The 25,117-nt window shown below is 73.1% G+C and carries 22 protein-coding genes; 12 read left to right on the top strand and 10 right to left on the bottom strand.

The features are described from left to right. The 8 genes from E2C05_RS06660 to E2C05_RS06625 form a co-directional block, all read left to right on the top strand. On the top strand, window positions 1-690 hold a 690-nt coding region (locus E2C05_RS06660; RefSeq protein WP_133218827.1), incomplete at its 5' end, for a sensor histidine kinase. After that, a complete protein-coding gene (locus E2C05_RS34575; RefSeq protein ID WP_133218826.1) occupies window positions 675-2,057 on the top strand; it encodes a sigma-54-dependent transcriptional regulator in 1,383 nt (460 codons plus the stop codon). The genes E2C05_RS06660 and E2C05_RS34575, both read left to right, overlap by 16 nt. A 110-nt stretch (window positions 2,058-2,167) precedes the next feature. Then, the gene (locus E2C05_RS06650) at window positions 2,168-2,869 is read left to right on the top strand and encodes an OB-fold nucleic acid binding domain-containing protein (RefSeq protein WP_200305266.1); all 702 of its coding nucleotides are present in this window, start codon (window positions 2,168-2,170) and stop codon (window positions 2,867-2,869) included. Between the two features lie 16 nt (window positions 2,870-2,885). Continuing rightward, window positions 2,886-4,130 (top strand): MFS transporter, encoded by a 1,245-nt coding sequence (locus E2C05_RS06645; protein WP_133218825.1) that lies wholly within the window; start codon window positions 2,886-2,888, stop codon window positions 4,128-4,130. Next, the gene (locus E2C05_RS06640; protein ID WP_133218824.1) at window positions 4,127-5,395 is read left to right on the top strand and encodes an arsenic transporter; all 1,269 of its coding nucleotides are present in this window, start codon (window positions 4,127-4,129) and stop codon (window positions 5,393-5,395) included. Before E2C05_RS06645 ends, E2C05_RS06640 begins: the two co-directional genes overlap by 4 nt. 103 nt (window positions 5,396-5,498) lie before the next feature. Continuing rightward, a complete protein-coding gene (locus E2C05_RS06635; protein ID WP_133218823.1) occupies window positions 5,499-5,954 on the top strand; it encodes a DMT family transporter in 456 nt (151 codons plus the stop codon). Window positions 5,955-6,362: 408 nt separating this feature from the next. After that, window positions 6,363-9,689: a calcium-binding protein gene (locus E2C05_RS06630; RefSeq protein WP_133218822.1), complete on the top strand. Its 3,327-nt coding sequence runs from the start codon at window positions 6,363-6,365 to the stop codon at window positions 9,687-9,689. Between the two features lie 639 nt (window positions 9,690-10,328). Continuing rightward, on the top strand, window positions 10,329-11,063 hold the full coding sequence (locus E2C05_RS06625) for an L-threonylcarbamoyladenylate synthase (protein ID WP_133218821.1): 735 nt from the start codon (window positions 10,329-10,331) through the stop codon (window positions 11,061-11,063). A gap of 8 nt (window positions 11,064-11,071) precedes the next feature. Here the strand turns inward: E2C05_RS06625 and E2C05_RS06620 are convergent, their stop codons facing one another. The 5 genes from E2C05_RS06620 to E2C05_RS06600 form a co-directional block, all read right to left on the bottom strand. Further along, the gene (locus E2C05_RS06620; protein WP_133218820.1) at window positions 11,072-12,055 is read right to left on the bottom strand and encodes a Bug family tripartite tricarboxylate transporter substrate binding protein; all 984 of its coding nucleotides are present in this window, start codon (window positions 12,053-12,055) and stop codon (window positions 11,072-11,074) included. A 1-nt stretch (window position 12,056) separates the two neighbouring features. Further along, entirely contained in the window at window positions 12,057-13,253 is a 1,197-nt protein-coding gene (locus tag E2C05_RS06615) for a CaiB/BaiF CoA transferase family protein (protein WP_133218819.1), read from the bottom strand. Next, window positions 13,250-14,416 (bottom strand): acyl-CoA dehydrogenase family protein, encoded by a 1,167-nt coding sequence (locus tag E2C05_RS06610; RefSeq protein WP_133218818.1) that lies wholly within the window; start codon window positions 14,414-14,416, stop codon window positions 13,250-13,252. Before E2C05_RS06610 ends, E2C05_RS06615 begins: the two co-directional genes overlap by 4 nt. Further along, window positions 14,413-14,886, bottom strand: coding sequence for a MaoC family dehydratase (locus E2C05_RS06605; RefSeq protein WP_133218817.1), 474 nt, complete (start codon window positions 14,884-14,886; stop codon window positions 14,413-14,415). Before E2C05_RS06605 ends, E2C05_RS06610 begins: the two co-directional genes overlap by 4 nt. A gap of 96 nt (window positions 14,887-14,982) precedes the next feature. After that, on the bottom strand, window positions 14,983-16,395 hold the full coding sequence (locus E2C05_RS06600) for an MmgE/PrpD family protein (RefSeq protein WP_200305264.1): 1,413 nt from the start codon (window positions 16,393-16,395) through the stop codon (window positions 14,983-14,985). Window positions 16,396-16,459: 64 nt separating this feature from the next. On the opposite strand from E2C05_RS06600, the gene E2C05_RS06595 reads away from it, so the two are divergent. Continuing rightward, entirely contained in the window at window positions 16,460-17,389 is a 930-nt protein-coding gene (locus E2C05_RS06595) for an HpcH/HpaI aldolase/citrate lyase family protein (protein ID WP_205082742.1), read from the top strand. Here the strand turns inward: E2C05_RS06595 and E2C05_RS06590 are convergent. Continuing rightward, window positions 17,370-18,125, bottom strand: a complete 756-nt coding sequence (locus E2C05_RS06590; RefSeq protein WP_133218814.1) for a GntR family transcriptional regulator — start codon at window positions 18,123-18,125, stop codon at window positions 17,370-17,372. The genes E2C05_RS06595 and E2C05_RS06590 overlap by 20 nt on opposite strands. A 20-nt stretch (window positions 18,126-18,145) precedes the next feature. Further along, the gene (locus tag E2C05_RS06585; protein WP_200305262.1) at window positions 18,146-18,679 is read right to left on the bottom strand and encodes an isochorismatase family protein; all 534 of its coding nucleotides are present in this window, start codon (window positions 18,677-18,679) and stop codon (window positions 18,146-18,148) included. 119 nt (window positions 18,680-18,798) lie between these two features. Between E2C05_RS06585 and E2C05_RS06580 the strand changes: the two genes are divergently transcribed. Next, the gene (locus E2C05_RS06580) at window positions 18,799-20,349 is read left to right on the top strand and encodes a 4-hydroxyphenylacetate 3-hydroxylase family protein (RefSeq protein WP_200305260.1); all 1,551 of its coding nucleotides are present in this window, start codon (window positions 18,799-18,801) and stop codon (window positions 20,347-20,349) included. Window positions 20,350-20,359: 10 nt separating this feature from the next. On the opposite strand, the gene E2C05_RS06575 is transcribed toward E2C05_RS06580, so the two are convergent. Further along, a complete protein-coding gene (locus E2C05_RS06575; protein ID WP_158291980.1) occupies window positions 20,360-21,328 on the bottom strand; it encodes a tripartite tricarboxylate transporter substrate binding protein in 969 nt (322 codons plus the stop codon). An 85-nt stretch (window positions 21,329-21,413) separates the two neighbouring features. Here E2C05_RS06575 and E2C05_RS06570 point away from each other — a divergent pair, with 85 nt between their 5' ends. After that, window positions 21,414-22,652, top strand: a complete 1,239-nt coding sequence (locus E2C05_RS06570; protein WP_133218812.1) for a CaiB/BaiF CoA transferase family protein — start codon at window positions 21,414-21,416, stop codon at window positions 22,650-22,652. A gap of 5 nt (window positions 22,653-22,657) precedes the next feature. Beyond that, window positions 22,658-23,530, top strand: a complete 873-nt coding sequence (locus E2C05_RS06565) for an HpcH/HpaI aldolase/citrate lyase family protein (protein ID WP_133218811.1) — start codon at window positions 22,658-22,660, stop codon at window positions 23,528-23,530. 144 nt (window positions 23,531-23,674) lie between these two features. On the opposite strand, the gene E2C05_RS06560 is transcribed toward E2C05_RS06565, so the two are convergent. Continuing rightward, complete coding sequence (locus tag E2C05_RS06560) at window positions 23,675-24,001, bottom strand: NIPSNAP family protein (RefSeq protein WP_133218810.1); 327 nt, start codon at window positions 23,999-24,001, stop codon at window positions 23,675-23,677. Between the two features lie 147 nt (window positions 24,002-24,148). Beyond that, on the bottom strand, window positions 24,149-25,030 hold the full coding sequence (locus E2C05_RS06555) for a LysR family transcriptional regulator (protein WP_275670493.1): 882 nt from the start codon (window positions 25,028-25,030) through the stop codon (window positions 24,149-24,151). Between the last annotated feature and the right edge of the window lie 87 nt (window positions 25,031-25,117).

The following is a 25,117-nucleotide window of genomic DNA, read 5'->3' as shown; positions in this document are numbered from 1 at the left end:
CGGGCCGGCGAGGCCGAGCACCTCGCCGGGCTCGGCCGGGTGGCGGCGGGCGTGGCGCATGAGGTGCGCAACCCGATCGCCGCCATGCGGCTGAAGGCGGAGAACGCCCTGGCGGCGCGCGACCCCGACCGCATGGCCCGCGCGCTCGAGGCGGTGCTGGGCCAGGTCGGCCGGCTCGATACGCTGACGCGCGACCTGCTCGCCGCCGCCCGTGGCGGCGCCCCGCTGCGCCGGCAGGCGACGGATCCGGCCGCCCTGCTGCGCGGCCGCGTCGCCTTCTACCGGGAGCAGGCCGCCGCGGCCGGCGTCGCGCTGGCGGCGGAGGATGCGCCGGTCCCGGCCGCCGCGCTGGATCGCGGGCGGCTGGAACGGGCGCTCGACAACCTCATCCTCAACGGCCTGCAGGCGACGCCGCCCGGCGGCCGCGTCGTGGTCGGGGCGCGCCGGGACGCCGATGCCCTGGTGCTGTCGGTGGCCGATACCGGGCGCGGCGTGCCGGAGTCGCTCCGCCCGCATCTCTTCGAGCCCTTCGCCTCGGGCCGGCCGGGGGGCACCGGCCTCGGCCTCGCGCAGGTGCGGGAAGCGGCGGAGGCGCACGGCGGGCGGGTCCGCGCGTTGCACCGCGGCGATGGCACGACCATCGAGATCATCCTGCCCGAGGGACAAGCCGACGCATGGCCCGCATCCTGATCGCCGACGATGACGCGGGCGTGCGCGAGGGCCTGGCCGAGGCCGTGGCCGATCTCGGGCACGAGGTCGTGGCAGCGGCGGATGGCGAGGCGGCGCTGGCCGCGGCGGGGCCGGGCATCGCCGCGGTGCTGCTCGACCTGCGGATGCCCGGGGCGCTGGATGGCCTGGAGGTGCTGCGGCGCCTGCGCGCCCGGCGCGGCGCCCCGCCGGTGGCGATCCTGACCGCCTATGCCTCCGCCTCCAACACCATCGAGGCCATGCGCCTCGGCGCCTTCGACCACCTGACCAAGCCGGTCGGCCGGGCCGACATCGCCGAGCTGCTCGGCCGCATGCTCCGCCCCGATGCGCCGCCGCCCCAGGACGCCGCGGCGGCGGAGGATGCGGAGGCGCTGGTCGGCGTCAGCGCGGCGATGCGGGCGGTGCAGAAGACCATCGGCCGGGTCGCCGATGGCGATGCGACGGTGCTGGTCACCGGCGAGACCGGGACGGGCAAGGAGGTGGTGGCCCGCGCGCTGCACCGCTTCGGCCGCCGGGCCGCCGGGCCCTTCGTCGCGCTGAACTGCGCCGCCATCCCGCCCGACCTGCTGGAAGCCGAGCTGTTCGGCCATGCCCGCGGCGCCTTCACCGGCGCCCTGGCCGAGCGCCGCGGCGCCTTCCGCGAGGCGCATGGCGGCACGCTCTTCCTCGACGAGGTCGGCGACATGGACCTCGCCATGCAGGCGAAGATCCTGCGCGCGGTGCAGGAGCGGGAGGTGACGCCGCTGGGCGGCCGGCCGGTGCGGGTGGATGTGCGCATCGTCGCGGCGACCCATCGCGACCTTCCCGCCCGGGTGAGGGAGGGCGCCTTCCGCGAGGATCTCTACTACCGGCTGGCGGTGGTGCCGGTGCACCTGCCGCCGCTGCGGGAGCGGCCGGCCGACCTGGTGCCGCTGGCCGAGCATTTCCTGGCCCGCCTGCCCGGCCGGCGGCAGCTGGCCGCCGATGCGGCGTCGCGGCTGCTGGCGCATCCCTGGCCCGGCAATGCGCGGGAGCTGCGCAACGCCATGGAGCGTGCCGCCGCGCTGGGCCAGGGCGCCGTCATCGGCGCGGCGGACCTGGATTTCCTCGGCGCCATCGCGCCGCCGGCGGGCACCGAGGACTGGCTGGCGGGCGACCTGCCCACCGCCATCGCCCGGCTGGAGCGCGCCATGCTGCTGCGGGCGCTGCGCGAGACCGGCGGCAACCGCGCCGAGGCGGCGCGGCGGCTCGGCATCCACCGGCAGCTCCTCTACGCCAAGCTGCGCCAGTTCGGGCTGGACGCGCTGTCCGCCGAGCGGACGGAGGCTGTCCGGACGGAAGACGCCGCGCCAGCGGGCGCCGCGTCCTAACCCCCTGTTCCGCCTCGCTGCCGGGCCTGGCACGCGCCTTGCGCTCTCCTTCACCGGCCACCGCGTCGCAGGACCGCCGCGACGCGGTGGCCGGTGAAGGAGACACCACCATGCCGAGGTTCCGCCCCGCCGTCCTGGCCGCCGCCGCCCTGGCGATCGCCCTGCCCCTGGCACTGGCCGGCGCGCAGCCTGCCGCGCCGCCCGCCTTCGGCGCCGCCGGCTTCGACCTGGCGCAGCTGCCGGAGACCCGCGGGGTGATCGCCCGCTTCACCCTGACGCCGCGCGGCGAGGTGGACGGCTTCCTGCTGCAGGACGGCACGCAGGTGCATGTGCCGCCGCATCTCTCCACCCAGCTCGTCTATGCCCTGCGCCCCGGCGAGGCGGTGACGGTGCGCGGGCTGCGGGCGCTCGGCGCGCCGCTGGTCGCCGCCGTCTCCGTGGCGCGGGAGGCGGGCGGGCCGCCGGTGGTGGACCAGGGCGGCCCGCGCGGTGCCCTGCGGGCGCTGGATGTCCAGGGGCGCGTCCAGATGCCGCTGCGCGGCCCGCGCGGGGAGGTCAACGGCGCCGTGCTGGAGGACGGCACCCAGCTCCGCCTGCCGCCGCCGGCGGCCGAGCGCTTCGCCGACCTCCTCCGTCCCGGCCAGGCGGTCGCCGCGCGCGGCGCCGGCCTCGCCACCCCGCTCGGCACGGTGCTGGAGGTGGATGCGATCGGCCCCAACCCGGACCGGCTGGCCGAGATCGGCCGGATGCCGCCGCCGCCGCGGGACGAGCGCGGGCCGGAGGGCGGCAGGCCGCGGCCGCCGCGCGGCTGAGCGCGGAGGCACATCCATGCGCACCGCCCGTGCCCTCGACGCGCTGAACTTCTTCCTCGCCGATGTCCGTGACGGGCTCGGCCCCTATCTCGCGGTCTACCTCCTCGCGGTGCATCACTGGGACCAGGCGGAGACCGGCCTCGTGCTGTCCATCGCCGGCGTCGCCGGGCTGCTCGCCCAGGTGCCGGCCGGGGCGCTGGTGGACGGGCTGCGCGCCAAGCGCGGGCTGCTCGCCCTGGCCGCCATCATGGTGACCTCGGTCTGCCTGGCGATCCCGGTCTGGCCGAGCTTCTGGCCGGTCGCGGCGGCGCAGGTCGCCAGCGGCGCCGCCTCGGCGGTCTTCCCGCCGGCCATCGCCGCCATCACCCTCGGCCTGGTCGGCCATGCCGCCTTCACCCGGCGCACCGGCCGCAACGAGGCCTGGAACCATGCCGGCAACGCCTTCGCCGCACTCGGCGCCGGCGTCCTGTCGCTGTGGTGGGGGCCGATCGCGGTCTTCTTCCTGCTCGGCGGGATGGCGCTGGCAAGCCTCGGCGCCGTCCTCGCCATCCCGGGCAAGGCGATCGATCACGACCTGGCGCGCGGGCTGGACGGCGCGGCGGAAGGCGGCGGGCGCGAGCAGCCTTCCGCCTGGCGGGCGCTGCTGACCTGCCGCCCCCTGCTGGTCTTCGCCGTCAGCATGGCGCTGTTCCATGTCGCCAATGCCGCCATGCTGCCGCTGGTCGGGCAGAAGCTGGCGCAGCAGGACCTGAACCGCGGCACCGCCCTGCTCTCGGCCTGCATCGTCGGCGCGCAGCTGGTGATGGTGCCGATGGCCTGGCTGGTCGGCGCCCGGGCCGATGCCTGGGGGCGCAAGCCGCTCTTCCTCGCCGGCTTCGCGGTGCTGGCGGCGCGCGGCGCGCTCTACACGCTCTCCGACGATCCGTACTGGCTGCTGGCGGTGCAGGCGATGGACGGCGTCGGCGCCGGGCTGTTCGGCGCGCTGCTGCCGATCGTCGTGGCCGACCTGACGCGGGGCACCGGGCATTTCAACGTCAGCCTCGGCGCGGTCGCCACCGCCCAGGGTATCGGCGCGTCCCTCAGCAACGCCGCCGCCGGCTGGGTGACGGTGCAGGCCGGGTACGACGCCGCCTTCCTGTCCCTGGCCGGGGTGGCGGCGGCCGGCGGCCTGCTGTTCTGGCTGGCGATGCCGGAAACGCGGACCGCCGCCGCAGGCGGATCGCGGCGGTCCGGTGCCCTGGTGGAGGGCAGCGCGGCGTGATCGCCACCGCCTCCCTCGCCGCGTGGGTCACCTGGGGCATCGCCGCCGCCGCGACCGCGGGCGTGATCCTGCGCCCCTTCGCCTGGCCGGAATGGGTCTGGGCGGTCGCCGGCGCGGCGCTGCTGACGGCGCTCGGCCTGCTCACCCCGGCCGAGGTGCTCGAGGGCATCGGCAAGGGCCTGGATGTCTACCTCTTCCTCGCCGGCATGATGCTGCTGGCCGAGGTGGCCCGGCTGGAAGGCCTGTTCGACTGGCTGGCGGCGCATGCGGCGCGGCAGGCCAGGGGCTCGGCGACGCGGCTCTTCGCGCTGGTCTATGCCGTCGGCACGCTGGTCACGGTGTTCCTGTCGAACGACGCGACGGCGGTGGTGCTGACCCCGGCGGTGGCAGCGGTGGCGCGGGCGGCCCGGGCGCGCGACCCGCTGCCCTACCTGCTGGCCTGCGCCTTCGTCGCCAATGCCGCGAGCTTCGTGCTGCCCATCTCCAACCCCGCCAACCTGGTGATCTATGGCCGCGCGATGCCGCCGCTGCTCGAATGGCTGCCGCGCTACGCCCTGCCGTCCCTGCTGGCCATCGGCGCGACCTTCCTGGTGCTGCGCTGGACGCAGCGGGCGGCGCTGCGGGAGGCGGTTTCCTCCGACATCACGGTGCCGGCGCTGCCGGCCGGCGGGCGGCTGGCCGCCTGGGGCATCGCCGCCACCGCGGCGGCGCTGCTCGCCGCCTCGGCCTACGACGTGCAGCTCGGCCTGCCGACCTTCCTGGCGGGCGCCGCCACGACGGGGCTGGTCCTGCTGCGGTCCCGCTGCGGCCTGCGGGAGGTGGCGCGGGGCATCGCCTGGGGCGTGCTGCCGCTGGTCGCCGGCCTGTTCGTGCTGGTGGAGGCGCTGGAGCGGACCGGCGTGACGCGCCTGCTCGCCGGGCTGCTGCTGGACGCGGTGCGGCAGTCGGAACCGCTGGCCGGCTGGGGCGCGGGCATCCTGATCGCGCTCGGCTGCAACCTGGCGAACAACCTGCCCGTCGGCCTGGTCGCGGGACGGGTGGTCGAGCTGGCGGAGGTGCCGGAGACGGTGCGCGCCGCGATGCTCATCGGCCTCGACCTTGGCCCAAACCTCTCGGTTACCGGCTCGCTCGCCACCATCCTCTGGCTGGTCGCGCTGCGGCGGGACGGGCTGGCGGTGAGCGCCCCGGCCTTCTTCAGGCTCGGCGCGCTGGTGATGCCGCCTGCCTTGCTGCTCGCCCTGGCGGGCCTGCTCCTCCCCGGCTGAGGGCGTCGGGATGGATGCCCCCGCGCCTCGCCCCTTGCCCTGCGCGTTCCAGTGCAGGGTCGCTGCCGTCATGCCTGCCGCCCACACGGAGACACCGGATCCCATGCAGACCATCGGCGCCGCCTGGCTCTATCCCCTCATCCTCGCCTGCGGCGCGCTGCAGGCCTGGGGGCCACCGATGAACGGCGCGCTGCGCCAGGCGCTGGGCAATCCCTGGCTCGCCAGCGTGGTGTCCTTCCTGCCGGTGGTCGCCCTGCTCGGCATCCTGTTCCTCTGCCTGCCGCGACCGATGCCGACCGCCGCCGGCGTCGCCGGGATGCCCTGGTGGGCGCCGCTTGGCGGGGTGATCGGCGCCTTTGCCGTGGTGGCCGGGCTGCTCTTCGTCGACCGGGTGGGCGCCGGCGTGTTCGGCGGCCTGACCATCACCGCGAACATCCTGATGTCGCTGGCCATCGACCATTTCGGCCTGCTCGGCATGCCGGAGCACGGGCTCAATCTCGGCCGCGTGCTGGGCGGGGTGCTGATGGTCGCCGGCATCGCGCTGGTCGCCGCCTTCTGACGCATCGCCGCCGGTGTGCCCCTGGCGGCAGGGGCGGATCGCGGCGGGCCATGCCGGGTCCGGGGCATGGAGCCCTGCGACAGGCCAAGCCACGGCGCGGCCTGCCTGTTCCGCCGCGGATGGTGGTCGCTTCGAGCCCCGGGTTCGGGGCCGATGTCCCGGCGCAGGCCGGCGCGGTCGGGCACCGGGCGGCGAGGACGGCAGGGGGCTGAAAATTATTACGACAAAATACCGTTGATAATAAATCTCGATACGCAAAGGGGCCAAGTGAGGGCATGCCTGCCCGGCTGCCCACCAGTCTGGGTTGCTTGATCTCCCGAATTTTCAATCAGTGTTAACCGTTCTCCGCGACAGAGGATGGCGGTTCTCCATCGCCATTGAAGGGCTGTCGTCTTGCCGAATACTCCCATGGTTCTCTCGCTGCTGGTCGATTCCGAGTTCTACTTCCGGGAATATCCGCAAGCCGCAACATCCGGGCTGACGGCAGCCGAACATTACGCAAGCCAGGGATGGAAGGTCGGCAACGATCCGAACCCGTTGTTCTCGACGTCCTTCTATCTGGCGCAGAACCCGGACGTCGCGGCGGCCGGGATCGACCCGCTGCAGCACTACTTGGACTGGGGCGCGCAGGAGGGGCGGAGCCCTTCGCCGCTCTTCGACGGGGCCTTCTACCTGGCGCACAACCCGGACGTCGCCGCCGCGGGCGTCAATCCGCTGCTGCACTACCTGACCTCCGGCGCGCGGGAAGGGCGCGATCCCAACCCCTTCTTCTCGGCGCATGACTACCTCGCCGCCAATCCCGATGTCGCGGCCGCCGGCGTCGACCCGCTGCAGCACTATCTGCGCTGGGGTGCGCAGGAAGGACGGAACCCGTCCCCCGCCTTCGACACGGCCTTCTACCTGGCCGCGAACCCGGACGTGGCGGCGGCCGGCATCAACCCGCTGCTGCATTTCCTGGAATATGGCCAGGGCGAAGGCCGCGAGCCGCATCCCCCGACCTTCACCGTGGACCTGGTGGGCGGGGTCGTGCGCTTCGGCGGCACGGCGACCGGACCCATCCTCCTCACCGTGCTGGGCGACGACGCGCAATTCGCCCGCGAGGGCCGGGACGCGACGCTTTTGCACTATGCCTCGGCCGGCACGCTGGACCTCGGCGCCGCCGACCTCGAGGCTCGCGCCGCCGATCTCTCCGGCAAGGTCGTGCTCGGCACCGGGGCGGTGACGGCGCGTGCCCTGCATGCGGCGGATGACCTTTCCGGCCTGGCACCCGGGCTGCTGGTCACCGCGCATGTCGCCGAGGATCTCGATGCCTCGGGCCAGGCCGGCCTCGGGCCGGTCGACCACTTCGTGGTGGCGGATGGCGCGGTCCTGACCCTTTCGGTCGCGCAGGCCGCGCCTGTCACCATCAGCGGTGCCCATGCCCTGCAGGACAGCATCGGCCATCTCGTCGCGCCGGGTGCCGCTTCCGTCCTTGCCGATGCGGTCGCGGTCACCGTGACCGATGCCGCGAGCCTGTCCGACTTGGCCATGCTGTCCGCGGCCACGCCGGGCGTGGTGACCTGCACCGCCGTCGCCGACACCGCCTCGGCGCTGCTGGCGAATGCCGGCGGCTTCGTCCAGGACGGCACGGATGTGACGGTGACCGATGCGGCGACGGTCGCGCAGCTTGCCGCGATTGATGCCCTCAATGGCGGCGGCGCGCTCACCTATGCCGCAATCTCGGATATTGGGGCGCATCTGTTCGCCGGCGGGACGCCGGTCGGTGCCGTCATGCCGGGTGTGGAGGTGACGGTCGAGGACACCGTCACCATCCCAGACCTGGTCGCGCTGGACGCCGCCAATGGCATCGCCGCGGTGCACGCCGCGACGATCGCCGACACCTGGCAGAACCTGCTGGCGGATGACGCCGCCCCCTGGCGGGACGATGCCGTCACGCTCCGGCTGCTCGACGACGATCTCGGCCAGGTGACGGTCGGGCAGGTGCAGGGCCTCCTGCACCAGGCGAACCTGCAGGATTCCCATGGCGATGCCCTGGACATCGCCGCCCTGACCTTCACGCTGCGCGACACCGCCGACAACCTGGCAGCGGCGTCCCCCGAGGTCGCGGCGATCCTGGGGCAGGCCAGCGCGGTCGAGGCCATCACCGCCGCCCTGGTCTGGCAGGCGGGCCTCATCCATGCCGGCAATGCCGCGGCGGTCTATGACATCGCGGACAGCGGCGGCAACATCGCCGCGGGCGATGCGGCGGTTGTCACCGCAGCCGTGGACCTGTGGGCGACGGCGCCGGTCGATGCCAGCCTGGCGCCGGCCATCCTGGCGCGGGACGGCAGCGCGGGCGATGTCCATTACGACATCGCCGACAGCTACGAGGGCGTGGTCGGGATGGATGCTGCGGCGCGCGCCGCCGCCACCGATATCCGCGTCTTCGGGCATGCCGGCTGGCCCCCGGCGCTGACCACGACGGAGGCGGAAACCGTCCTGGGCTTCACGCATCAGGGCCGTACGGAGATCGATGCTATCCAGGGCACGGCGGCGCAGCTGAACAGCTTCGTCGACGCGCATCCCGAAAGCGCGGGCGACACCGGGGTGAGCTACCGCTTCAGCGTGCAGGACACCGCAAGCGGCATCATGGCGGCGATGGGTGGTGGCACGCCGGCGGAGCTGGCCTTCGCCGCGGGCAATGCCGACCCCGCGCTGGGCGGCAGCCACCATGCGTCGGAGATCGTCGTGATCGGCCGCTTCGGCGTGGCCGATGCCATGACCTTCTGGGACAACCTGGAGCCGATCTACGGCGACGCCGCGACCTTGGGCGCGAGCACGCGCTACGGCGTCCTTGGCGATGTCGCCGACTTCACCAATGCCGCTGCGGCCCATGGGTCCCTCGCCTGGGCCGACCAGATCCATCTCGGCGGCTCGGCCGCGGCGGTCCATGCCGCGCAGACTGGGCTGGACCCCGCGCATGCCGACATCTTCGGCCTGCTGGCCTGGCGGAACGACACGGGCGACACCATGACCGTGACGGCCAGCCCGGGCAGCCAGACCATCTACGGCACGATGGGACGCAACAATCTGAGCCTGGGCGACGGCGACGACACCGCCTGGACCAATCTCAGCGACGATGTCATCGATGCCGGCACCGGCCGCGACGTGGTCTTCGCCGGCGCCGGGAGCGACTTCATCCGGGGCGGCGCCGACGCGGACACCCTTTTCGGCGGCGACGGCAAGGATACCATCCTGGGCGCGGATGTATCCGAAGCGACGGACTATGCCAGCGCACGCTACCTGGGGACGGCGATCCTGGTCGGCGGGGGCGATGGCGACCTCATGTCCGGCAGCGCGGAATTCGACAACTTCATCTATGAGGGAACGAGCCGTGCAGGGCTGATCCGGGAATCCGGCACCGGCCAATCGGCGCGGGACTACATCACCGATTTCAGCCTGGGCGACCGGATCACCTTCCAGGGCGTCGCCCCCGGCAAGGTGCAGTTCCTCGGCAACGGTTCGGCCAAGGCCACGGACACCGATCCCGGCATGCTGGCTCTCTCCATCCGCTACGAGAAGGATCTGCATGTCCTGAACTGGAACGGCGACGGCTTGGTGACCGCTACCCGGGTGCTGATCGACATCGCCGACAGCAGCGGCCATTTCGATGGCGCGGCCGACATGCACATCATCCTGCAGGGCGCCGGGCTGGACGTGAACTGGGACAACGAGGCGTTGTTCTACGGCGGCTAGGGCCGAGTGCGGCGGGGCGCAAGGCCTGCGCCGCGCGACCCCACCCGGGCTGGCGGAAGCCGGCGGCTACCAGCCCGCATGGGAGGAACAGCCGCCGGACCACAACGGGTCTGCCGCGCACCGCGCGCTGCAGACCCGCACCGGCCACAGCCATTCTCCGCCGGATGCGTCGGCGGGCCCGGCCTTCGGGCGCGCCCTCAGCCTCTTGCGGCAGACAAAGCAGCGCAGCGTTTCCTGCAACGCCTGCGGCGGCGGGGTCTCGTCGGGATGCAGCCCGGTCCTGTCGCCTGTCCAGCCATTCCCGTTCGCCAACCGTCGGCGCATGGTGCCTCCTGTGCTCCATGCTGCTTCCATCGCACATCCCCGGCCTGCAGTTCAGGGTTGTGGCGAAACGACAGGTACAATCTATGGCAGCATGGGCGCGAGGCGAGGTCGAGGCCGGAACGGGGCTTGGGGACGGGGGCTGACCCCGCCTGCCGCGGCGGCCCACAGGGGCGCTGGGCAGGGGGCCTGGGCATGCGGCAGAGGCCTGGCGGCGTTGCGCGGTGCGGGGCCTGGCGTAAGCTTTTCCCGGCGCCGCGGCACCGGATGATGCGGCCGCAGGCGACGTGACGCGCCAGGCTGGGGGGAGACGCTGCAATGGCAAGGGTGCTCGACTTGCAGGGCGATGCCCGGCGTGCCGTGGATGTGGTGAAGGGCGGTGGCGTCGTCATCCTGCCGACCGATGTCGGCTATGCCGGGGCGGCGGGCTGCGAGGCCGCACTGACACGCATGTTCCGCGCCAAGGGCCGGGGCACGCACAAGCGCAACGCCATGCTCGGCAGCCTGGCCATCCATGAGGATGTGCACGCGCTGCCCGACCGCGCCAACACCATGATCCGCGCCCTGGTCGAAGATTACGACCTGCCCATCTCGGCGGTCGGTCCCTACCGCACCGACCACCCGCTGCTGCGCGCGCTGGGCGAGGAGGCGCTGGCGGCGAGCACCGAGGGCGGCACGCTGGCGGTGCTGATGAATGTCGGTGCGCTGGAACATGCGATGGCGACGCTGGCCGCGGCCGAGGGCCAGCCGCTCTTCGGCTCCTCCGCCAACCTGACCGGCACCGGCACGCGCTTCCGCGCGGAGGATGTGCAGCCCGAGATCCGCGGCTGCGCCGAGCTGGTGATCGATTACGGGCTGCAGAAATACCACCGCTACCGGCGATCCTCGACCATGATCGACTTCACGACGATGGAGGTGGTGCGGATCGGCAGCTGCTACGAGCTGATCCAGGACGTGCTGCGCCGCCATTTCGGCGTCGAGCTGCCGGAGGATCCGGGGCTGGAAGCGCTGCCCTCAGGCCATGTGCGGGAGGCGCAGCGGCGCTACGCCTGACCGGCGGTTCAGGAGCCCGAGATGTTCGCCTCGCGCGCCAGCCTGGTCCAGCGCGCGAGGTCGCCGGCCAGGAGCTCCGCCAGCTTCTCCGCCCCGCCGGGCGGCGCCGCTTCCACGTTCTGCGCGGCAAGGCGGCGCACGAAGCCCGGGTCGCGCAGCAGCGCATTCAGCGTGCGGGTCCAGTAGCCGGTCGCCGCGGCGGGCGTGCCGGCGGGCGCCAGCAGCCCGGCCCAGCCGAAGCTCTCGAACTCCGCCACCTCCGGCACGCTGGCTTCCGGCATCGCCGGAATGTCGGGGGCGAGCGCGGAGCGGCGGCCCTGCAGCACCGCCAGCGCCTTCACCCGCCCGCCCTGCACCTGCGGCAGGGAACTGCTCATCGCGTCGATCATGAACTGCACGCGGTTCTGCGACAGGTCCAGCAGCGCCTGGGCGCTGCCGCGATAGGGCAGCTGCTCCATCCGTGCACCGGTCAGCCGGGCGAACATCTCCGTCATCAGGTGGCCGGCTGTGCCCGTGCCCGGATTGGCCGCGATGAATTTGCCGGGGTTCGCCCGCATCCAGGCCACCGCCTCGGCCAGGGTGCGGGCGGGGAAGTCGGGCGGCACGCAGATCAGGAAGCTGGTCCAGCCGATCAGCGATGCCGGCACTAGGTCGCGCGTGACGTCGAAGGGCAGGTTCGGCGTGATCGCCGGGTTCACCGCGAGCGGGGAGTTGGAGGAGAGCAGCAGCGTGTGGCCATCGGACTCCGACCGCGTGACGGCCTGGATGCCGATGGCCCCGGTGGCGCCGGCGCGGTTGTCCACCACCACCTGCACCCCGTGCCGCGCCTGCATCTCCTCCGCCAGCACGCGGGCGATCAGGTCGCTGAGGTTGCCTGGTGGGAAGGGTACGACAATCCGCACCGGCCGCGACGGGTAGGCGGGTTCCGCCCCCATGGCCGGGCGGGCGAGGGTGGCGCCCAGGGCGAGCAGCGTGGCGCGGCGGGTGGTCATCTCAGACGGTCCCCTTGCTGCGAAGCGCGCGAATTGCCTCGGGGCCGCGGCCCAGCGAGGCGAGCAGCCGGTCGGTATCGGCGCCGAGCGCCGGCGCGGCCTCAGTTCGCGGCCAGGCGCCGTCGACGCGGACGGGGCCACGCAGCATGCGCACCGGCATGCCGCCTTCCCGCCGGGCGAAATCGGCGACATTGCCGCGCTCCGCTACGAAGGGCGTGGCGAGGGCATCGGCGATGTCGAGCACCGGCGCGGCCGGCACCGCGCCGGCGAAGCGGCTGATCCAGGCCGCCGTGGGGGCCGTGGCCAGCACGCCGTCCAGCATCTCCGTCAGCAACTCGCGGTGCGCCAGCCGGTCGCGGGCGCTGGCGAAGCGCGGGTCCGTCGCCCAGTCCGGCCGGCCGATCCGTTCGCACAGCGCTGGCCAGAATTTCTCCTTGTTGCACATGATGAAGAGCCAGCCATCCGCGGTGCGGTAGAGCTGGGAGGGTGTGAGCGAGGGATGCGCGCCGCGCGGTTCCCGCCCCTGCGCATGGCCGCCATTCAGCGCCCAGGTGGCGAGGTAGCTGAGATTGTGCAGCGCCGTGTCGAAGAGCGAGACGTCGAGGTCCATGCCCCGCCCGGTGGCGCGCGCGCCGACGATGCCGGAGAGCAGGGCGAAGCCGGCCATCAGCCCGGTCATCATGTCCACGACCGAAAGGCCGAAGCGCGCCGGCGGCCCATCCGGCTCGCCCGTCACGCTGCAATAGCCGGCCTCGGCCTGCATCAGGTAGTCGTAGCCGGGCCAGGCCTTGCGTGGCCCTTCCCGCCCATAGGCCGAGAGATGCGCGCAGACGATGCGCGGGTTGATGTCCTTCAGACCGTCATAGGTCAGGCCGAGCCGCTCCGGCAGGTCACCGCGCAGGTTGTCGAGGATGGCGTCGGCGCCGGCGGCAAGCTCCCGCAGGATCGCCATGCCCTCCGGGTGCTTCAGGTTCAGCGTCAGGGACCGCTTGTTGCGGTTGAAGGCGTGGTGGAAATGGCTTTCGCCCGGGCCGAAGGCATAGGGGCCGACCTTGCGGCCGACATCGCCGCCCTCGGCGGGGTTCTCGATCTTGATCACCTCGGCGCCGAGATCCGCCAGCAGCATGGTGCCGAAGGGGCCGGCGCCATACTGCTCGACGGCGAGGACGGTCACGCCCGCCAGCGGCGCCGCGGTCACGGCGGCGCCTGCTCGATCAGCCGCTTGGCGATGACCAGGCGCTGGATCTCGTTCGTGCCTTCGCCGATCACCAGCAGCGGCGCGTCGCGGTAGAGCCGTTCCGCCACGAATTCCGGGCTGTAGCCATAGCCGCCATGGATGCGCATGCACTCCGTGGCATTCTCCAGCGCCGCCTCGGTGGCGAAGAGCTTGGCCATCCCGGCTTCGAGATCGGCGCGGTCGCCGCGGTCCAGCGCCTGCGCGGCCTTCTCGGTCAGCAGCCGCGCCGCTTCCGTCCGCACCGCCATGTCGGCCAGCTTCAGGGCGATGGCCTGGTGCTGGTGGATCGGCTTGCCGAAGGTCGATCGCTGCTGCGAGTAGCGCAGCGCCTCGTCCAGCGCGCGCTGCGCGATGCCGACGCCGCGCGCGGCGACGTTCACCCGGCCGAGTTCCAGCCCGGCGATGGCGCAGGCCATGCCCCGCCCCTCCACCCCGCCGATCAGGCGGGAGGCGGGGATGCGGAAATCCTCGAAGACCAGCTCGGCGCTGTCGATGCCCTTGTAGCCCAGCTTCTTCAGCTTGCGGGACGCCGCGAAGCCCGGCCCCTTCTCGGCGATGAACATGGACATGCCGCGATGGCGCGGCTCGGCCGTCGGGTCGGTCTTGACCAGCAGGGCGAAGCAGGTGCCGTGGATGCCGTTGCTGATCCAGGTCTTGGTGCCGTTGACGATGTAGTCCTCGCCCTCCCGCCGGGCGGTGGCGCGGATGGCCTGCAGGTCGGTGCCGCAATCCGGCTCGGTCAGCGCCAGGCCGCCGCGCAACTCCCCGGTGGCGAAGCGCGGGAGCAGCGCCGCCTTCTGCGCCTTCGTCCCCGTGCGGGCGACGATATGGGCCATGATGAGGTGGGAGTTGATGATGCCCGAGATGGACATCCATTCGCGCGAGATGCGCTCGATCACCTTGGCATAGGTGGAGGGGCTGAGCCCGAGCCCGCCATGCGCCGCCGGGATCACGGCGCCGAACAGGCCGAGCTCCTTCATCCGCTCGACGATCTCGTGCGGGTATTCGTCCGCATGTTCCAGCGCCGACGCCACCGGGCGCACATGGCGTTCGAGGAAGCGGTCCACGGCGTCGAGGACCAGCCGCTCCTGCTCCGCGGCCTCCCGCGCGGCGGCTTGTGTCATGCCGGCCGCCGCGGGACGAGGGCGGAACGCTCGAAGGTCAGGAAGACGGTGCCGTCCGCCTTGAAGCCCTCGGTCCGCGTGGTGACGATCCCCTGGCCGGGCCGGCTGGCGCTCGGCCGCACCGCCGTCACCTCGGACCGCGCATAGATCGTGTCGCCGGGAAAGACCGGCGCGGTCAGGCGGATCTCCGACCAGCCCAGATTGGCGATGGCGTTGAAGGAGATGTCGGCGACCGTCATGCCGACGACGATGGCGAGGGTCAGGGCCGAGTTCACCAGCGGCCTGCCGAATTCCGACCGCGCCGCGAAGGCCTGGTCGCAATGCATCGGGTGCTGGTTCATGGTCAGCAGGCTGAACTGGATGTTGTCGGCATCCGTGATGGTGCGGCCGGGCCAGTGCTCGAAGCGCCGGCCGACGGAGAAATCCTCCAGGAAATTGCCGCGCAGGGGCGGCGCCGCGCCGGCTTGCATGTCCAGGACGCCATCCTCCGCTACCGGCGCTTCGCGGCGCCTTGTCCGGAGGCGAGGATGCGTCCGGACAAATCAGGGGTCAAGCACGGGCCGCGCTCAGCCCGACAGCGCGTCGGTCAGCGCCTCCGTGCCCGGCGCGCGGTCCAGCGTCATCGCCAGGTCCAGCACCTGCTGCGCCCGCGCGGCCGAGAGCACGCGGCGGGCATTGTCGAGGAATTTCCGCTCGACATCCGCCTGCGACAGCGGGTTGCCGTCGGAGCCGCGGTTCATCTCCTCGCGGTGGCGCAGCACGCGGCCGTCCCGCAGTTCCACCACCACCTCGCCGCCGTAGTAGCGCGGGAAGCGGCTGGTCGGGTCGGTCTCGTAGCCGGTGCGCGCCATCAGGGAGAGGATCTCCGGGTCTTGGATCGCCTCCTCCTCCAGGTCGTCCAGGCCGAAGCGGCCGCGCACCAGCGCGGCGCAGACGGCGTAGTGCACGCTGAACTGCGCCTCGTAGGAATTGGCCGGTGCCCGCTTCGCCGCCTCGGGCTCGCACACGACCTTCACCTGGCCCTCATGGATGCGGCAGGTGATGCGTGCGATCTCCTCCGGCCGCAGCCCATGCGCCGCGCGCAGCGCCAGCGCCGCATCGGCGAAGGCATGGTTGAAATGGCAGCAGGGATAGGGCTTCAGCGCCACGTTGCGCATCTCCCACACCTCCCCGAGATGCGCGGCACAGCGGGAGAGATCGGCCGGCGCCCGTTCCTGCAGATGGGAGGCGAACAGGCCGAAGCGCCCCTCATAGGGCCGTGGCGGCCCCTTGAAGCCGCCGCGCGCCAGGGCCGTGGCGGTGATGCCGGCGACGCCGGCCCAGCCCGGATGGATGCGCTTGGTCCAGGACCCGTCCGCCAGGAATTCCAGCGACCCCGCTGCCATGGAGAGCACGATGCCCTGCGCCGCCTGCATCTGTCGCGGCGTGGCGCCGGCCAGCCGCCCGGCCGTCAGCGCCGCACCGAAGGCGCCCACCATGCCGGTGGGATGGAAGCCCACCTGGTGGAAGCCGCCCTGCGCGGCGGCGCCGATGCGGGCCGAGGCCTCGACCCCGAGGACATACGCCGCCAGCGCTTCCAGCCCGGTCGCCCGGTGCGCGCGCGCCATGTGCAGCGCCGTCGGCACGGCGGAGGCGGAGGCATGCACCACGGCGTCGGAATGCGTGTCGTCGTAGTCGAGACCATGGATGAAGGTGCCGTTCACCAGCACCGCGTCGCGCAGCGGCAGCCGAATGGCGAGGCCGATGACCGGATGCTCGCCGTCGCCGGCCAGCCCCGCGATGGCGGTCGCGGTGCGCACCCCGAACTCGAAGCCGGAGGAGGCGAGCGCGATGCCGAGGCAGTCGAGCAGATGGCGCTTGGCCTGCGCGATCACGTCGGCCGGGATGTTCTCCGCCCGTACAGCATGGGTGAACTCGGCCAGGCGCTGGGCGATGGGCGCATCGGCATCGAGGCCGAGGCCCCGGGGCAGGGTATCCACGGCGAACCTCCCTTCTGGCCAAGCCAGCTTGGCGCATCGGACATGTCCGGACAAGATGGCGGCCATGGAGGTGCCCATGACGATCCCCGCCGGTCCCAACCGCAGCTTCCTCTTCGCCCCCGGCGACCATCCGCGGCGGGCGGAGAAGGTGCTCACCGCTGGCGCCGATGCCGCCATCCTCGACCTCGAGGATGCGGTGGCGATCGCCGCCAAGGTTGCTGCGCGCGACGCCGTGCGGGCCGGGCTGCAGCGCCCGCGGACCTGCCGCGCCTTCGTCCGGGTGAACGCCTTCGGCACGGAATGGTGCTTCGGGGACATCCAGTCCGTCGCCGGCCCGGGCCTCGACGGCATCGTCCTGCCGAAGCTGGAGGAGGCGGGGGAGCTGCTGGCGGTGGACTGGATGCTCTCGGCGCTGGAACGGGAGCGCGGCCTGCCGCCGGGCGGGATCGAGGTCATGCCGCTGCTGGAAACCGCGCGCGGCCTGGCGCGGCTGGACGGCCTGGCGCGCGCCGCGGCGGCGCTGGGCGGGCGGGTGCGGCGGCTCGCCTTCGGCGCCGGCGACTACACGCTCGACCTCGGCATCGCCTGGGGCCTGGCGGAGACCGAGCTGGAGACGGCGCGCGCCGCCATCGTGCTGGCCAGCCGCGCCGCCGGGCTGGACGCGCCGATCGACACGGTCTGGATCGAGCTGCGCGAGGCCGAGGCCTACCGCGCCTCCTGCGCGCGCGGCGCCGCGCTGGGCTTCCAGGGCCGGCTCTGCATCCATCCGGACCAGGTGGCGGCGGCGCATGCGGCCTATTCGCCGCCCGCGGAGGAGCTGGCGCGGGCCCGCCGCATCATGGCCGCCTTCGCCGAGGCCGAGGCGCGGGGCCTCGCCTCCATCCAGGTCGATGGCCGCTTCGTGGACTACCCGATCGTCGAGCGCGCCCGCCGCATGCTGGCGCTGGCCGACCGGATCGCGGCGAAGGAGGTGCTCACCGCGCCTCCCGCCTGAGGGTGGCGCGATAGGTGAAGCGCGGCGCCGGGTGGGTCGCCTCGGAGACCTCGAAGACCCGCCCGCCCGCCTCGCGGTAGCGCCGGCGGATGACCAGGGCGGGCGAGCCCGGCTCGACCTCCAGCAGCGCCGCCTCGGCCTGCGGCACGCCGCCTGCGGACATCTCCAGCTCGATCCCGGTGACGGTCAGGCCGAAGCGCCGCTCCACCAGCGCATAGACCGGGTCCTTCTCCACCCCGATCGCCTCCAGCACCGCGGCATGTTCGGGCCGCAGCAGGATGGTGACGCAGCAGATCGGCGCCTCGGTCACCCGGACGCGGCGGATACCCTCCACCCGCAGCCAGGTGCCGGCTTCCGGCAGGCCGAGGCTCGCGGCCGCCACCGCATCGACCCGCGTCTCCCGCGCCCGCAGCACCGTCAGCCGCGTCTCGGCCGGGTATTGCAGCAGCTCCGCCATGGAGGAGATGTCCTGCACGAAGCGGCCGCGCGATTCCTGCGCGATGACGGTGGTGCCGCTGCCCTGGCGGCGGGCGACCAGCCCCGCCTCCTCCAGCAGCCGCAGCGCCTCCCGCACCGTGTGGCGGGAGACATGGTAGCGTGCGCAGAGTTCCGTCTCGGTCGGCAGCATGGCGCCGACCGGGTGCGTCCCGTCGCGCAGCCGCGCCATCAACGCCTCCGCCACCTGCCGGTATCGCGGCGGCCGTTGCCGCTCCGTCGTCTGGTCCCGTGCCGACATGCCTGACCGCCGGTCCTACTTCACCAGGCGGAGCACGTCGCGGAAACGCGGATCGCGCGCGTCGCGGAGCCATTCGAAGGCCGCCATCTCCACCGTGACGGGTTCGATCCCGCGCGGCCGCATGCGGTCCAGCGCGGCGGCGACGTCCTCGGCCCGCCGGCTGCCGATGGCGTCGCGGGCCACCAGCACCCTGCCGCCGCGGCCCGCAGCCCCAGCGCCGTCTGCAGCACGCAGACATGCGCTTCCGTGCCGCAGAGCAGGATGTCCGGCCGGCCGGGCGGCAGGGCGTCCAGGAAGCCCGGCTCGGCGCAGGCGTCGAAATGCGTCTTCGCCACCACCCTGTCGGCGAGCGTCGCGACCTCGCCCAGGGTATCGCCGATGGCCTCGGCGCAATGCTCGGTGGCCAGCACGGGAACCGCCAGGGTGCGGGCGACCCGCATTAGCCGCAGCACCTCCCGCAGCACGGCGTCGCCGGCGGCGATCGCCGGCTGCAGCCTGGCCTGCATGTCCACGACGAGGAGGAGCGAGCGGGCGCGGTCGAGGGCCAGGGTCACGGCGGGGCTCCGGTCGGGGTGGCGGATGCGGCAGAGGAGGTGGCAGGTTGTCCGGACGAGCCATTGACGGCCCCCATGGCGTGCTCTTGGATCGGCCGCGCCAGCAGGGGAGGGCCGCCATGGCCAGCATGTCCGCCGCCGAGTACCGCGACTCCCTCCGCGCCCTCAACCCCCGGGTCTTCGTGAATGGCCGCCGGGTGGAAAGCGTGGCGGATGAGCCCCTGCTGGAACCCGGCATCAATGCCCTGGGCGTAAGCTATGATTTCGCGCTGCGGCCGGACTACGCCGCGGTGATGACCGCGACCCAGGCGGGCAGCGGCCGGGCGACCAACCGCATGCTGCATGTGAACGGCAGCACGGACGACCTGCTGGCCAAGCTGGAGGCGGTGCGGCTGCTCTGCCGCGAATCCGGCTGCGCCCAGCGCTACCTGGCGCATGACGCGCTGAATGCCCTGCACCAGGGCACGCACCGGGCGGATGCGGCGCGCGGCGGCGGGGAGCGGCATGCGCGGCTGCTGGCCTACCTGGAGGAGGTGCAGCGGCGCGACCTGGCGCTGGGCATCGCGATGACCGATGCGAAGGGCGACCGGTCGCTGCGGCCGGGCAAGCAGGCCAACCCGGATGTCCATGTGCACATCGCCGCGCGCCGGGCCGATGGCATCGTCATCCGCGGCACCAAGGCGATCGTCACCGGCGCGCCGTACATGCACGAGTTCCTGGTCATGCCCTGCCGCACCATGACGGCGGAGGAGGCGGCGTTCGCGGTCTGCTGCGCGGTGCCCGCGGATGCCCCGGGCGTCACCATCGTGGCGCGGCCGGCCGGCCGGCCGGGCGACCCGGCGGCGCGGTTCAGCGCCCGCTTCGGCCAGTCCACCGGGGTCGTCGTCTTCGACGACGTCTTCGTGCCCTGGGACCGGGTCTTCCTGGCCGGGGAGCATGAGGAGGCCGGCTTCGTCACCACCAGCTATGCGACGCATCACCGGCATTCCTGCATCGCGGCCCGCGCCGGCTTCGGCGACCTGCTGATCGGCACCGGCGCGCTGATGATCGAGGCGAACGGGCTGGATCCGGACCGGCATGGCCATGTCCGCGACGCCATGGTGGACCTGATCAAGATCGTCGAAGGCTTCTACGCCTGCGGCGTGGCGGCCAGCGTCTACGGCACCCGCGACGCGTCGGGCGCCGTCATGCCGGACACGGTGTTCAGCAATGTCGGCAAGCTGCTGCTGGCGACGCAGATCTACGACATGCACCGGCTGGCGCACTATGTCTCCGGCGGGCTGATCGTCGCCCTGCCGGGGCCGGAGGAGGACCACAACCCGGAGACGGCGGCGAGCCTCGCCGCGGTGCTCGCCGGGCGGCCCGACGTGCCTGCGGCGAAGCGGCTGGAGGTCGCGCGGCTGATGGAGGACCTCACCGCCTCCAGCCAGGGCGGCTGGTACTCCGTCATCTCCCTGCATGGCGGCGGCAGCCCGGAGGCGATGAAGCGCGAGATCTGGCGGCATTATCCGGTCGAGGAGAAATCCGCGATGGTCGAGCGGCTGCTGGAACGCGGCGTGCTGGCGGATGAGGCGCGGCGCGCCTCCCGCCAGCCGGGCCGGTGCTGCGACACCGGCTGCGCCCCGCCGAAGCTGCCCGCCGTGCCGCCGCTGCCCGACGCCGCGGAGTAGCCACGGCGCGTCAGCCGCCGCGCCGCAGCAGCCCCTCGGCCGCGGCCCGCGTCCAGCGCGCATCGTCCTCCCGCATCAGCGCCGCCACCTGCGCGGCGTCGAGGGAGACGGGCTCCACCGCCAGGCTGCGGAGCCTGGCCTGCACCGCCTCCGTCGCGCCGGCCGCGCGGGCCTCGGCGTTGATGCGCTCGACCAGCGCCGGGGCCATGCGGCCCGGGCCCCAGAGGCCGAACCAGCCTTCGTAATTCGCCTCCCCCAGGCCAAGCTCGGCCAGTGTCGGCACGCCGGGCAGGAAGGGCGAGGGCCGGGCGGCGGTCACGGCCAGGATGCGCACGCGATCGCTGCCGAGCAGCGGCATGGCGGTCGCCGTGCTGACCCAGGCCAGCGTCAGGTGCCCGCCCATCAGGTCGCGGGTGGAAGCGCCGCCGCCGGCATAGCGGATCTCGTTCAGCGTGATTCCGGCGGCCCGGGCGAAGCGCGCCCCGACGACCCCGGACGCCACATCCGCGGTGCCATGGGCGATGGCGCCCGGCTGCCGCCGCGCCTCGGCGATCAGCCCGGGGATGTCGCGGAAGGGCGCCTCGGCCGCCGCCAGCAGCACGAAGGCATAGAGCGCGAAGACCGCGACCGGCGTGAAATCCGCCACGGGGTCGTAGGGCAGGCTGGCCGCGGTATGGCGCAGCAGCAGATGGGTCGGGTTCAGGCCGATCAGCGTCGTGCCGTCCGGCGCGGCGCGCGCCACCGCCTCGCTGCCGATCGCGCCATCGGCGCCGGGCCGGTTCTCCACCACCGCCGGCCGCTGCAGGCGGGTTCCCACCGCGTCCATGACCGCCCGCGTCGTCAGGTCCGTGCCGCCGCCGGCGGCATAGGGGACCACCACCCGCACCGGGCGGGCGGGCCACCCCGCCGCGTCCTGCGCGCGGGCAGCGGGTGGGGCGGCCGCGAGCGCGGCGGCGAGCAGGGCGCGGCGGGATGGCATGGGCGTGGTTTCCTCCTGACCCCGGCATGCTGACTTGACCGGACCAATTAGGCCACCGCAAGCTTCGATCCCGAGGAGATCGCCCATGCCAGAGAACGCGTCCCAGCCGCCGCCCGCCGCCGACGCCCCGGTGATGCCGTTGCAGGGCCTGCGGGTGGTGGATGTCTCGTCCTTCCTCGCCGGGCCCTTCTGTTCCACCCAGCTGGCCGAATTCGGCGCCGAGGTGATCAAGCTGGAATTGCCCGTGGTGGGCGACCCGCTGCGGAAATTCGGCAGCGTGCATGCCTGCGGGGAGACGCTGCCCTGGCTGTCCGAGTGCCGGAACAAGAAGCTCGCCACGCTGGACCTGCGCAAGCCGGAGGGCGCGGCGATCCTGAAGCGCATGTGCGCCGAGGCCGATGTGCTGGTGGAGAATTTCCAGCCCGGCACGATGGAGCGCTGGGGCCTGGGCTGGGACGTGATGAAGGAGATCAATCCGCGCCTCGTCATGGTGCGGATCTCCGGCTATGGCCAGACCGGGCCCTATAGCGGCCGGCCGGGCTTCGGGCGCATCGGCAATGCCTTCGGCGGCCTGTCCTACCTCGCGGGCTATCCGGACCGGCCGCCGGTGACGCCGGGCTCCGCCACCATCCCCGACTATCTCGCGGGGCTCTATGGTGCGCTCGGCGTGATGATGGCGCTGCGGGCGCGCGACATCACCGGGCGCGGGCAGATGATCGATATCGGCCTGTACGAGCCGATCTTCCGCATCCTCGACGAGATCGCGCCGGCCTACCAGACGCGCGGCTATGTCCGCGAACGCATGGGGCCGGGCACGGTGAACGTGGTGCCGCACAGCCATTACCCTACGAAGGACGGGCGCTGGGTGGCGATCGCCTGCACCTCCGACAAGATCTTCGCCCGCCTGGCCGCGGCGATGGGCGTGCCGGAGACCGCGGGCGAGGGCAAATGGGGCGTGGTGAAGCAGCGCGACGCCGACCGCGCGGCGGTGGACGACTTCGTCGCCGCCTGGACCGGCCGCTTCACCCGCGACGAGGTGCTGGCGGTGTGCGAGGAGGCGCAGGTGCCCTGCGGCCCGGTCTATTCCATCGCCGAGATCTTCGAGGACCCGCAATACGCCGCGCGCGGCAACATCGCCCGCGTGCAGGATGACCGCCTGGGCGAGCTTGCCATCCCCAACGTGGTGCCGCGCCTGTCCGACACGCCGGGCGCGGTGAAATGGCTGGGCCCCGCCATGGGCGCGCATAACGACGAGGTGTATCGCGGCTGGCTGAAGCTGCCGGATGAGGAGATCGCCCGCCTGACCGCGGCGCAGGTGATCTGAGCGCGATGCCCGACTGGCGCCTGCGGCGTTCCCTCCTCATCACGCCGGGCCATCGGGCGGACCGGCTGGCCAAGGCCGCGACGCTGCCGGCCGACAGCATCGCCTTCGACCTGGAGGATGGCGTGCCGCCATCGCGCAAGGCGGAAGCGCGGGCGGCGGTGGCGGCGGCGCTGCGCGACCTCGATTTCGGCGGGCGGGAGCGCGTGGTGCGCATCAACGCCGTCGGCAGCGACGCCTGGGAGCAGGACCTGGCCGCCCTGCCGCTGGGGGGGCTGGATGCGGTGATGCTGCCGAAGGTGGAATCGCCGGAGGCGCTGCGGCGCCTCGACGCGCGCCTCGCGGCGCTGGCGCCCGGCCAAGCGCCCCTGCCGGTGATCGCCACGCTGGAGACGCCGCGGGGCATCCTGAATGCGCTGGCGATCGCCGATGCCTCGCCCAACCTGGCGGCGATCTTCTTCGGCCCGGGCGACTACACGTTGGCGACCGGCGGCGCGCTGACGCCGCGCGCACTGGACTTTCCGCGCCAGGTCATCACCGCCGCGGCCGGCGCCGTCGGGGCGCAGGCGCTCGACGCGCCCTATCTCGGCGGGTTGCGGGACGTGGAGGGCACGCGGGCCGATGCCCTGCTGGCAAGGGAACTCGGCTTTTCCGGCAAGGTGGTGTTCCACCCGGACCAGATCGCGCCGGTCAATGCCGCCTTCACGCCGAATGCAGAGGAGGTGGCACGCGCCCGGCGCTATGTCGCCGCCTTCCGCGAGGCGGCGGCGCGCGGCGAGAACGTCGCCCTGGTGGATGGCGAGTTCGTCGCCATGGACCTCGTGCCCCGCATGGAACGGATCATCGCCACCCAGGCGGCCGCCGCGCTGCGACAGGGCTGAGCCTCGGCATCCCGCGGCATCGCGGCCGGCCATGGCCGGCCCGCATCGAAAGGCTGCAATGCTGCGGCATCCAGCCCCGCAGGCGCTCCGCCGTCACGCCGGGATCGCGGGCGGGGCTGGCCGCCCGCGACCGTACCGGTCGCGTCAGGCGGGGCTGGCCGGGTAGGGCGTGCGGCACATCACGCGGTTCTCGATCCGGCCGACGAGATCGCCGTGGCGCGCCGTCGTCTCGGCCCTGATGCGGGACCATTCCTCATCGGCCATGAAGTCGGCCCAGCGTGCCGCCATGCTGGCCTCGTCCGGCCAGTGGAGCAGATAGACGAATTCGGGTCCGCCCTCGCCGCGCGCCTCCCACATCCCGGCGATGTCGAAGGCGTGCCGCCGCATGATGCGGACGACATGGTCGCGGAAGCGGGCATGGAACTCGGCCTTGTTGTGGTCGAAGATCTGGTAGATGCGAAGCTGGTGCATGCTGGCGGCTCCTGGGGCTGTCGTGGCTGGACTGCGTGCCGGGTTTCGCCGCGTTCCCGGCTGTGGCGGCGTCTTCACCTCCTCATGGCCGAGAGGTGAGGTGGCCGGGGCGATACGGCCAATACCGTTTGCCGGCCCCGGCGATACTCAGCGGCAATCAGCCAGCGCGGCGAACAGCGCCATCGCGGCCGGCGTGGCGCCGGCCTCCCGCCGGGCCGCCAAGTGCTCGAAGGCGGCCGCCTCTTCCGCGAGCGGCAGGTAGCGGATCTCCGCCGGCCGCACGGAGGCCATTGCCGACGGCACGATCGACACGCCCGCTTCCACCGCCACCAGCGAAAGCACGGCGTGCATCCCGTGCGCCTCCTGCACCACCTCCGGCACGAAGCCGGCGCCGGCACAGAGCCGGATCACGCGGTCGTGGAAGCCGCGGCCCTCGCGCGCCGGCCAGAGCACGAAGGGCTCCCCCGCGAGGTCGCCGAGGCGCAGGCCGGTCCGGCCGGCGAGCGTGTGTGCGGCGGGCAGGGCCATGGCCAGCCGGTCGGCATCGAAGGGCCGCAGATGCAGGCCGGCCTCGCCGCCGAATGGGGGAATGACGATGGCGATATCCAGCTCGCCCGCGTGCAGCGCCGCCACCTGCGCTGCGGTCGTCGCCTCCCGCAGTTCCAGCCTCAGCCCGGGATGGGTGCGGCGGAAGGCGCGGATCGTCGCCGGCAGGCGGCCATACATGGCACTGCCGACATACCCCAGCCGGACGAGGCCAAGCCGTCCCGCCGCCGCCTCCCGCGCGGCGAGCACGGCGCGGTCCGCCTGCCGGAGCAAGGCCCGTGCGTCCTCGAGCAGCGTCGCGCCGGCGGGGGTGAGCGCCACGCCCCGGTTGCCACGCTCCAGCAGCGTCGCGCCGACCGCGGCTTCCAGCCGCCGGATGGCGGCGGTGAGCGGCGGCTGCGACATCGCCAGCCGGCGCGCGGCCCGGCGGAAATGCAGCTCCTCGGCGACCGCGACGAATTGGCGAAGGAGCCTGAGGTCGATGGCGGATGCGGGGCGGGCGGCCAGGCGGCGGGTTCCGATGGCACCGGCCGGGCATCCGGATCGATGCCGGCCGGGGCAGGACGGGCG

Source organism: Paracraurococcus ruber, from assembly GCF_004353985.1.
GTDB classification, from domain to species: domain Bacteria; phylum Pseudomonadota; class Alphaproteobacteria; order Acetobacterales; family Acetobacteraceae; genus Paracraurococcus; species Paracraurococcus ruber.
The sequence above is the reverse complement of the archived record's forward strand: the minus strand, read 5'-3'. Positions and strand labels throughout refer to the sequence as shown.

Excerpts from the sequence above, each read along its gene's own strand:
- E2C05_RS34575 (WP_133218826.1), top strand. The coding sequence starts at position 675 with ATGGCCCGCATCCTGATCGCCGACGATGACGCGGGCGTGCGCGAGGGC.
- E2C05_RS06650 (WP_200305266.1), top strand. The coding sequence starts at position 2,168 with ATGCCGAGGTTCCGCCCCGCCGTCCTGGCCGCCGCCGCCCTGGCGATC.
- E2C05_RS06560 (WP_133218810.1), bottom strand. The coding sequence starts at position 24,001 with ATGCACCAGCTTCGCATCTACCAGATCTTCGACCACAACAAGGCCGAG.
- E2C05_RS06645 (WP_133218825.1), top strand. The coding sequence starts at position 2,886 with ATGCGCACCGCCCGTGCCCTCGACGCGCTGAACTTCTTCCTCGCCGAT.
- E2C05_RS06565 (WP_133218811.1), top strand. The coding sequence starts at position 22,658 with ATGCCCGACTGGCGCCTGCGGCGTTCCCTCCTCATCACGCCGGGCCAT.
- E2C05_RS06575 (WP_158291980.1), bottom strand. The coding sequence starts at position 21,328 with ATGCCATCCCGCCGCGCCCTGCTCGCCGCCGCGCTCGCGGCCGCCCCA.
- E2C05_RS06590 (WP_133218814.1), bottom strand. The coding sequence starts at position 18,125 with ATGTCGGCACGGGACCAGACGACGGAGCGGCAACGGCCGCCGCGATAC.
- E2C05_RS06625 (WP_133218821.1), top strand. The coding sequence starts at position 10,329 with ATGGCAAGGGTGCTCGACTTGCAGGGCGATGCCCGGCGTGCCGTGGAT.
- E2C05_RS06610 (WP_133218818.1), bottom strand. The coding sequence starts at position 14,416 with ATGACACAAGCCGCCGCGCGGGAGGCCGCGGAGCAGGAGCGGCTGGTC.
- E2C05_RS06570 (WP_133218812.1), top strand. The coding sequence starts at position 21,414 with ATGCCAGAGAACGCGTCCCAGCCGCCGCCCGCCGCCGACGCCCCGGTG.
- E2C05_RS06620 (WP_133218820.1), bottom strand. The coding sequence starts at position 12,055 with ATGACCACCCGCCGCGCCACGCTGCTCGCCCTGGGCGCCACCCTCGCC.
- E2C05_RS06595 (WP_205082742.1), top strand. The coding sequence starts at position 16,460 with ATGGAGGTGCCCATGACGATCCCCGCCGGTCCCAACCGCAGCTTCCTC.
- E2C05_RS06635 (WP_133218823.1), top strand. The coding sequence starts at position 5,499 with ATGCAGACCATCGGCGCCGCCTGGCTCTATCCCCTCATCCTCGCCTGC.
- E2C05_RS06580 (WP_200305260.1), top strand. The coding sequence starts at position 18,799 with ATGGCCAGCATGTCCGCCGCCGAGTACCGCGACTCCCTCCGCGCCCTC.
- E2C05_RS06630 (WP_133218822.1), top strand. The coding sequence starts at position 6,363 with ATGGTTCTCTCGCTGCTGGTCGATTCCGAGTTCTACTTCCGGGAATAT.
- E2C05_RS06605 (WP_133218817.1), bottom strand. The coding sequence starts at position 14,886 with ATGCAAGCCGGCGCGGCGCCGCCCCTGCGCGGCAATTTCCTGGAGGAT.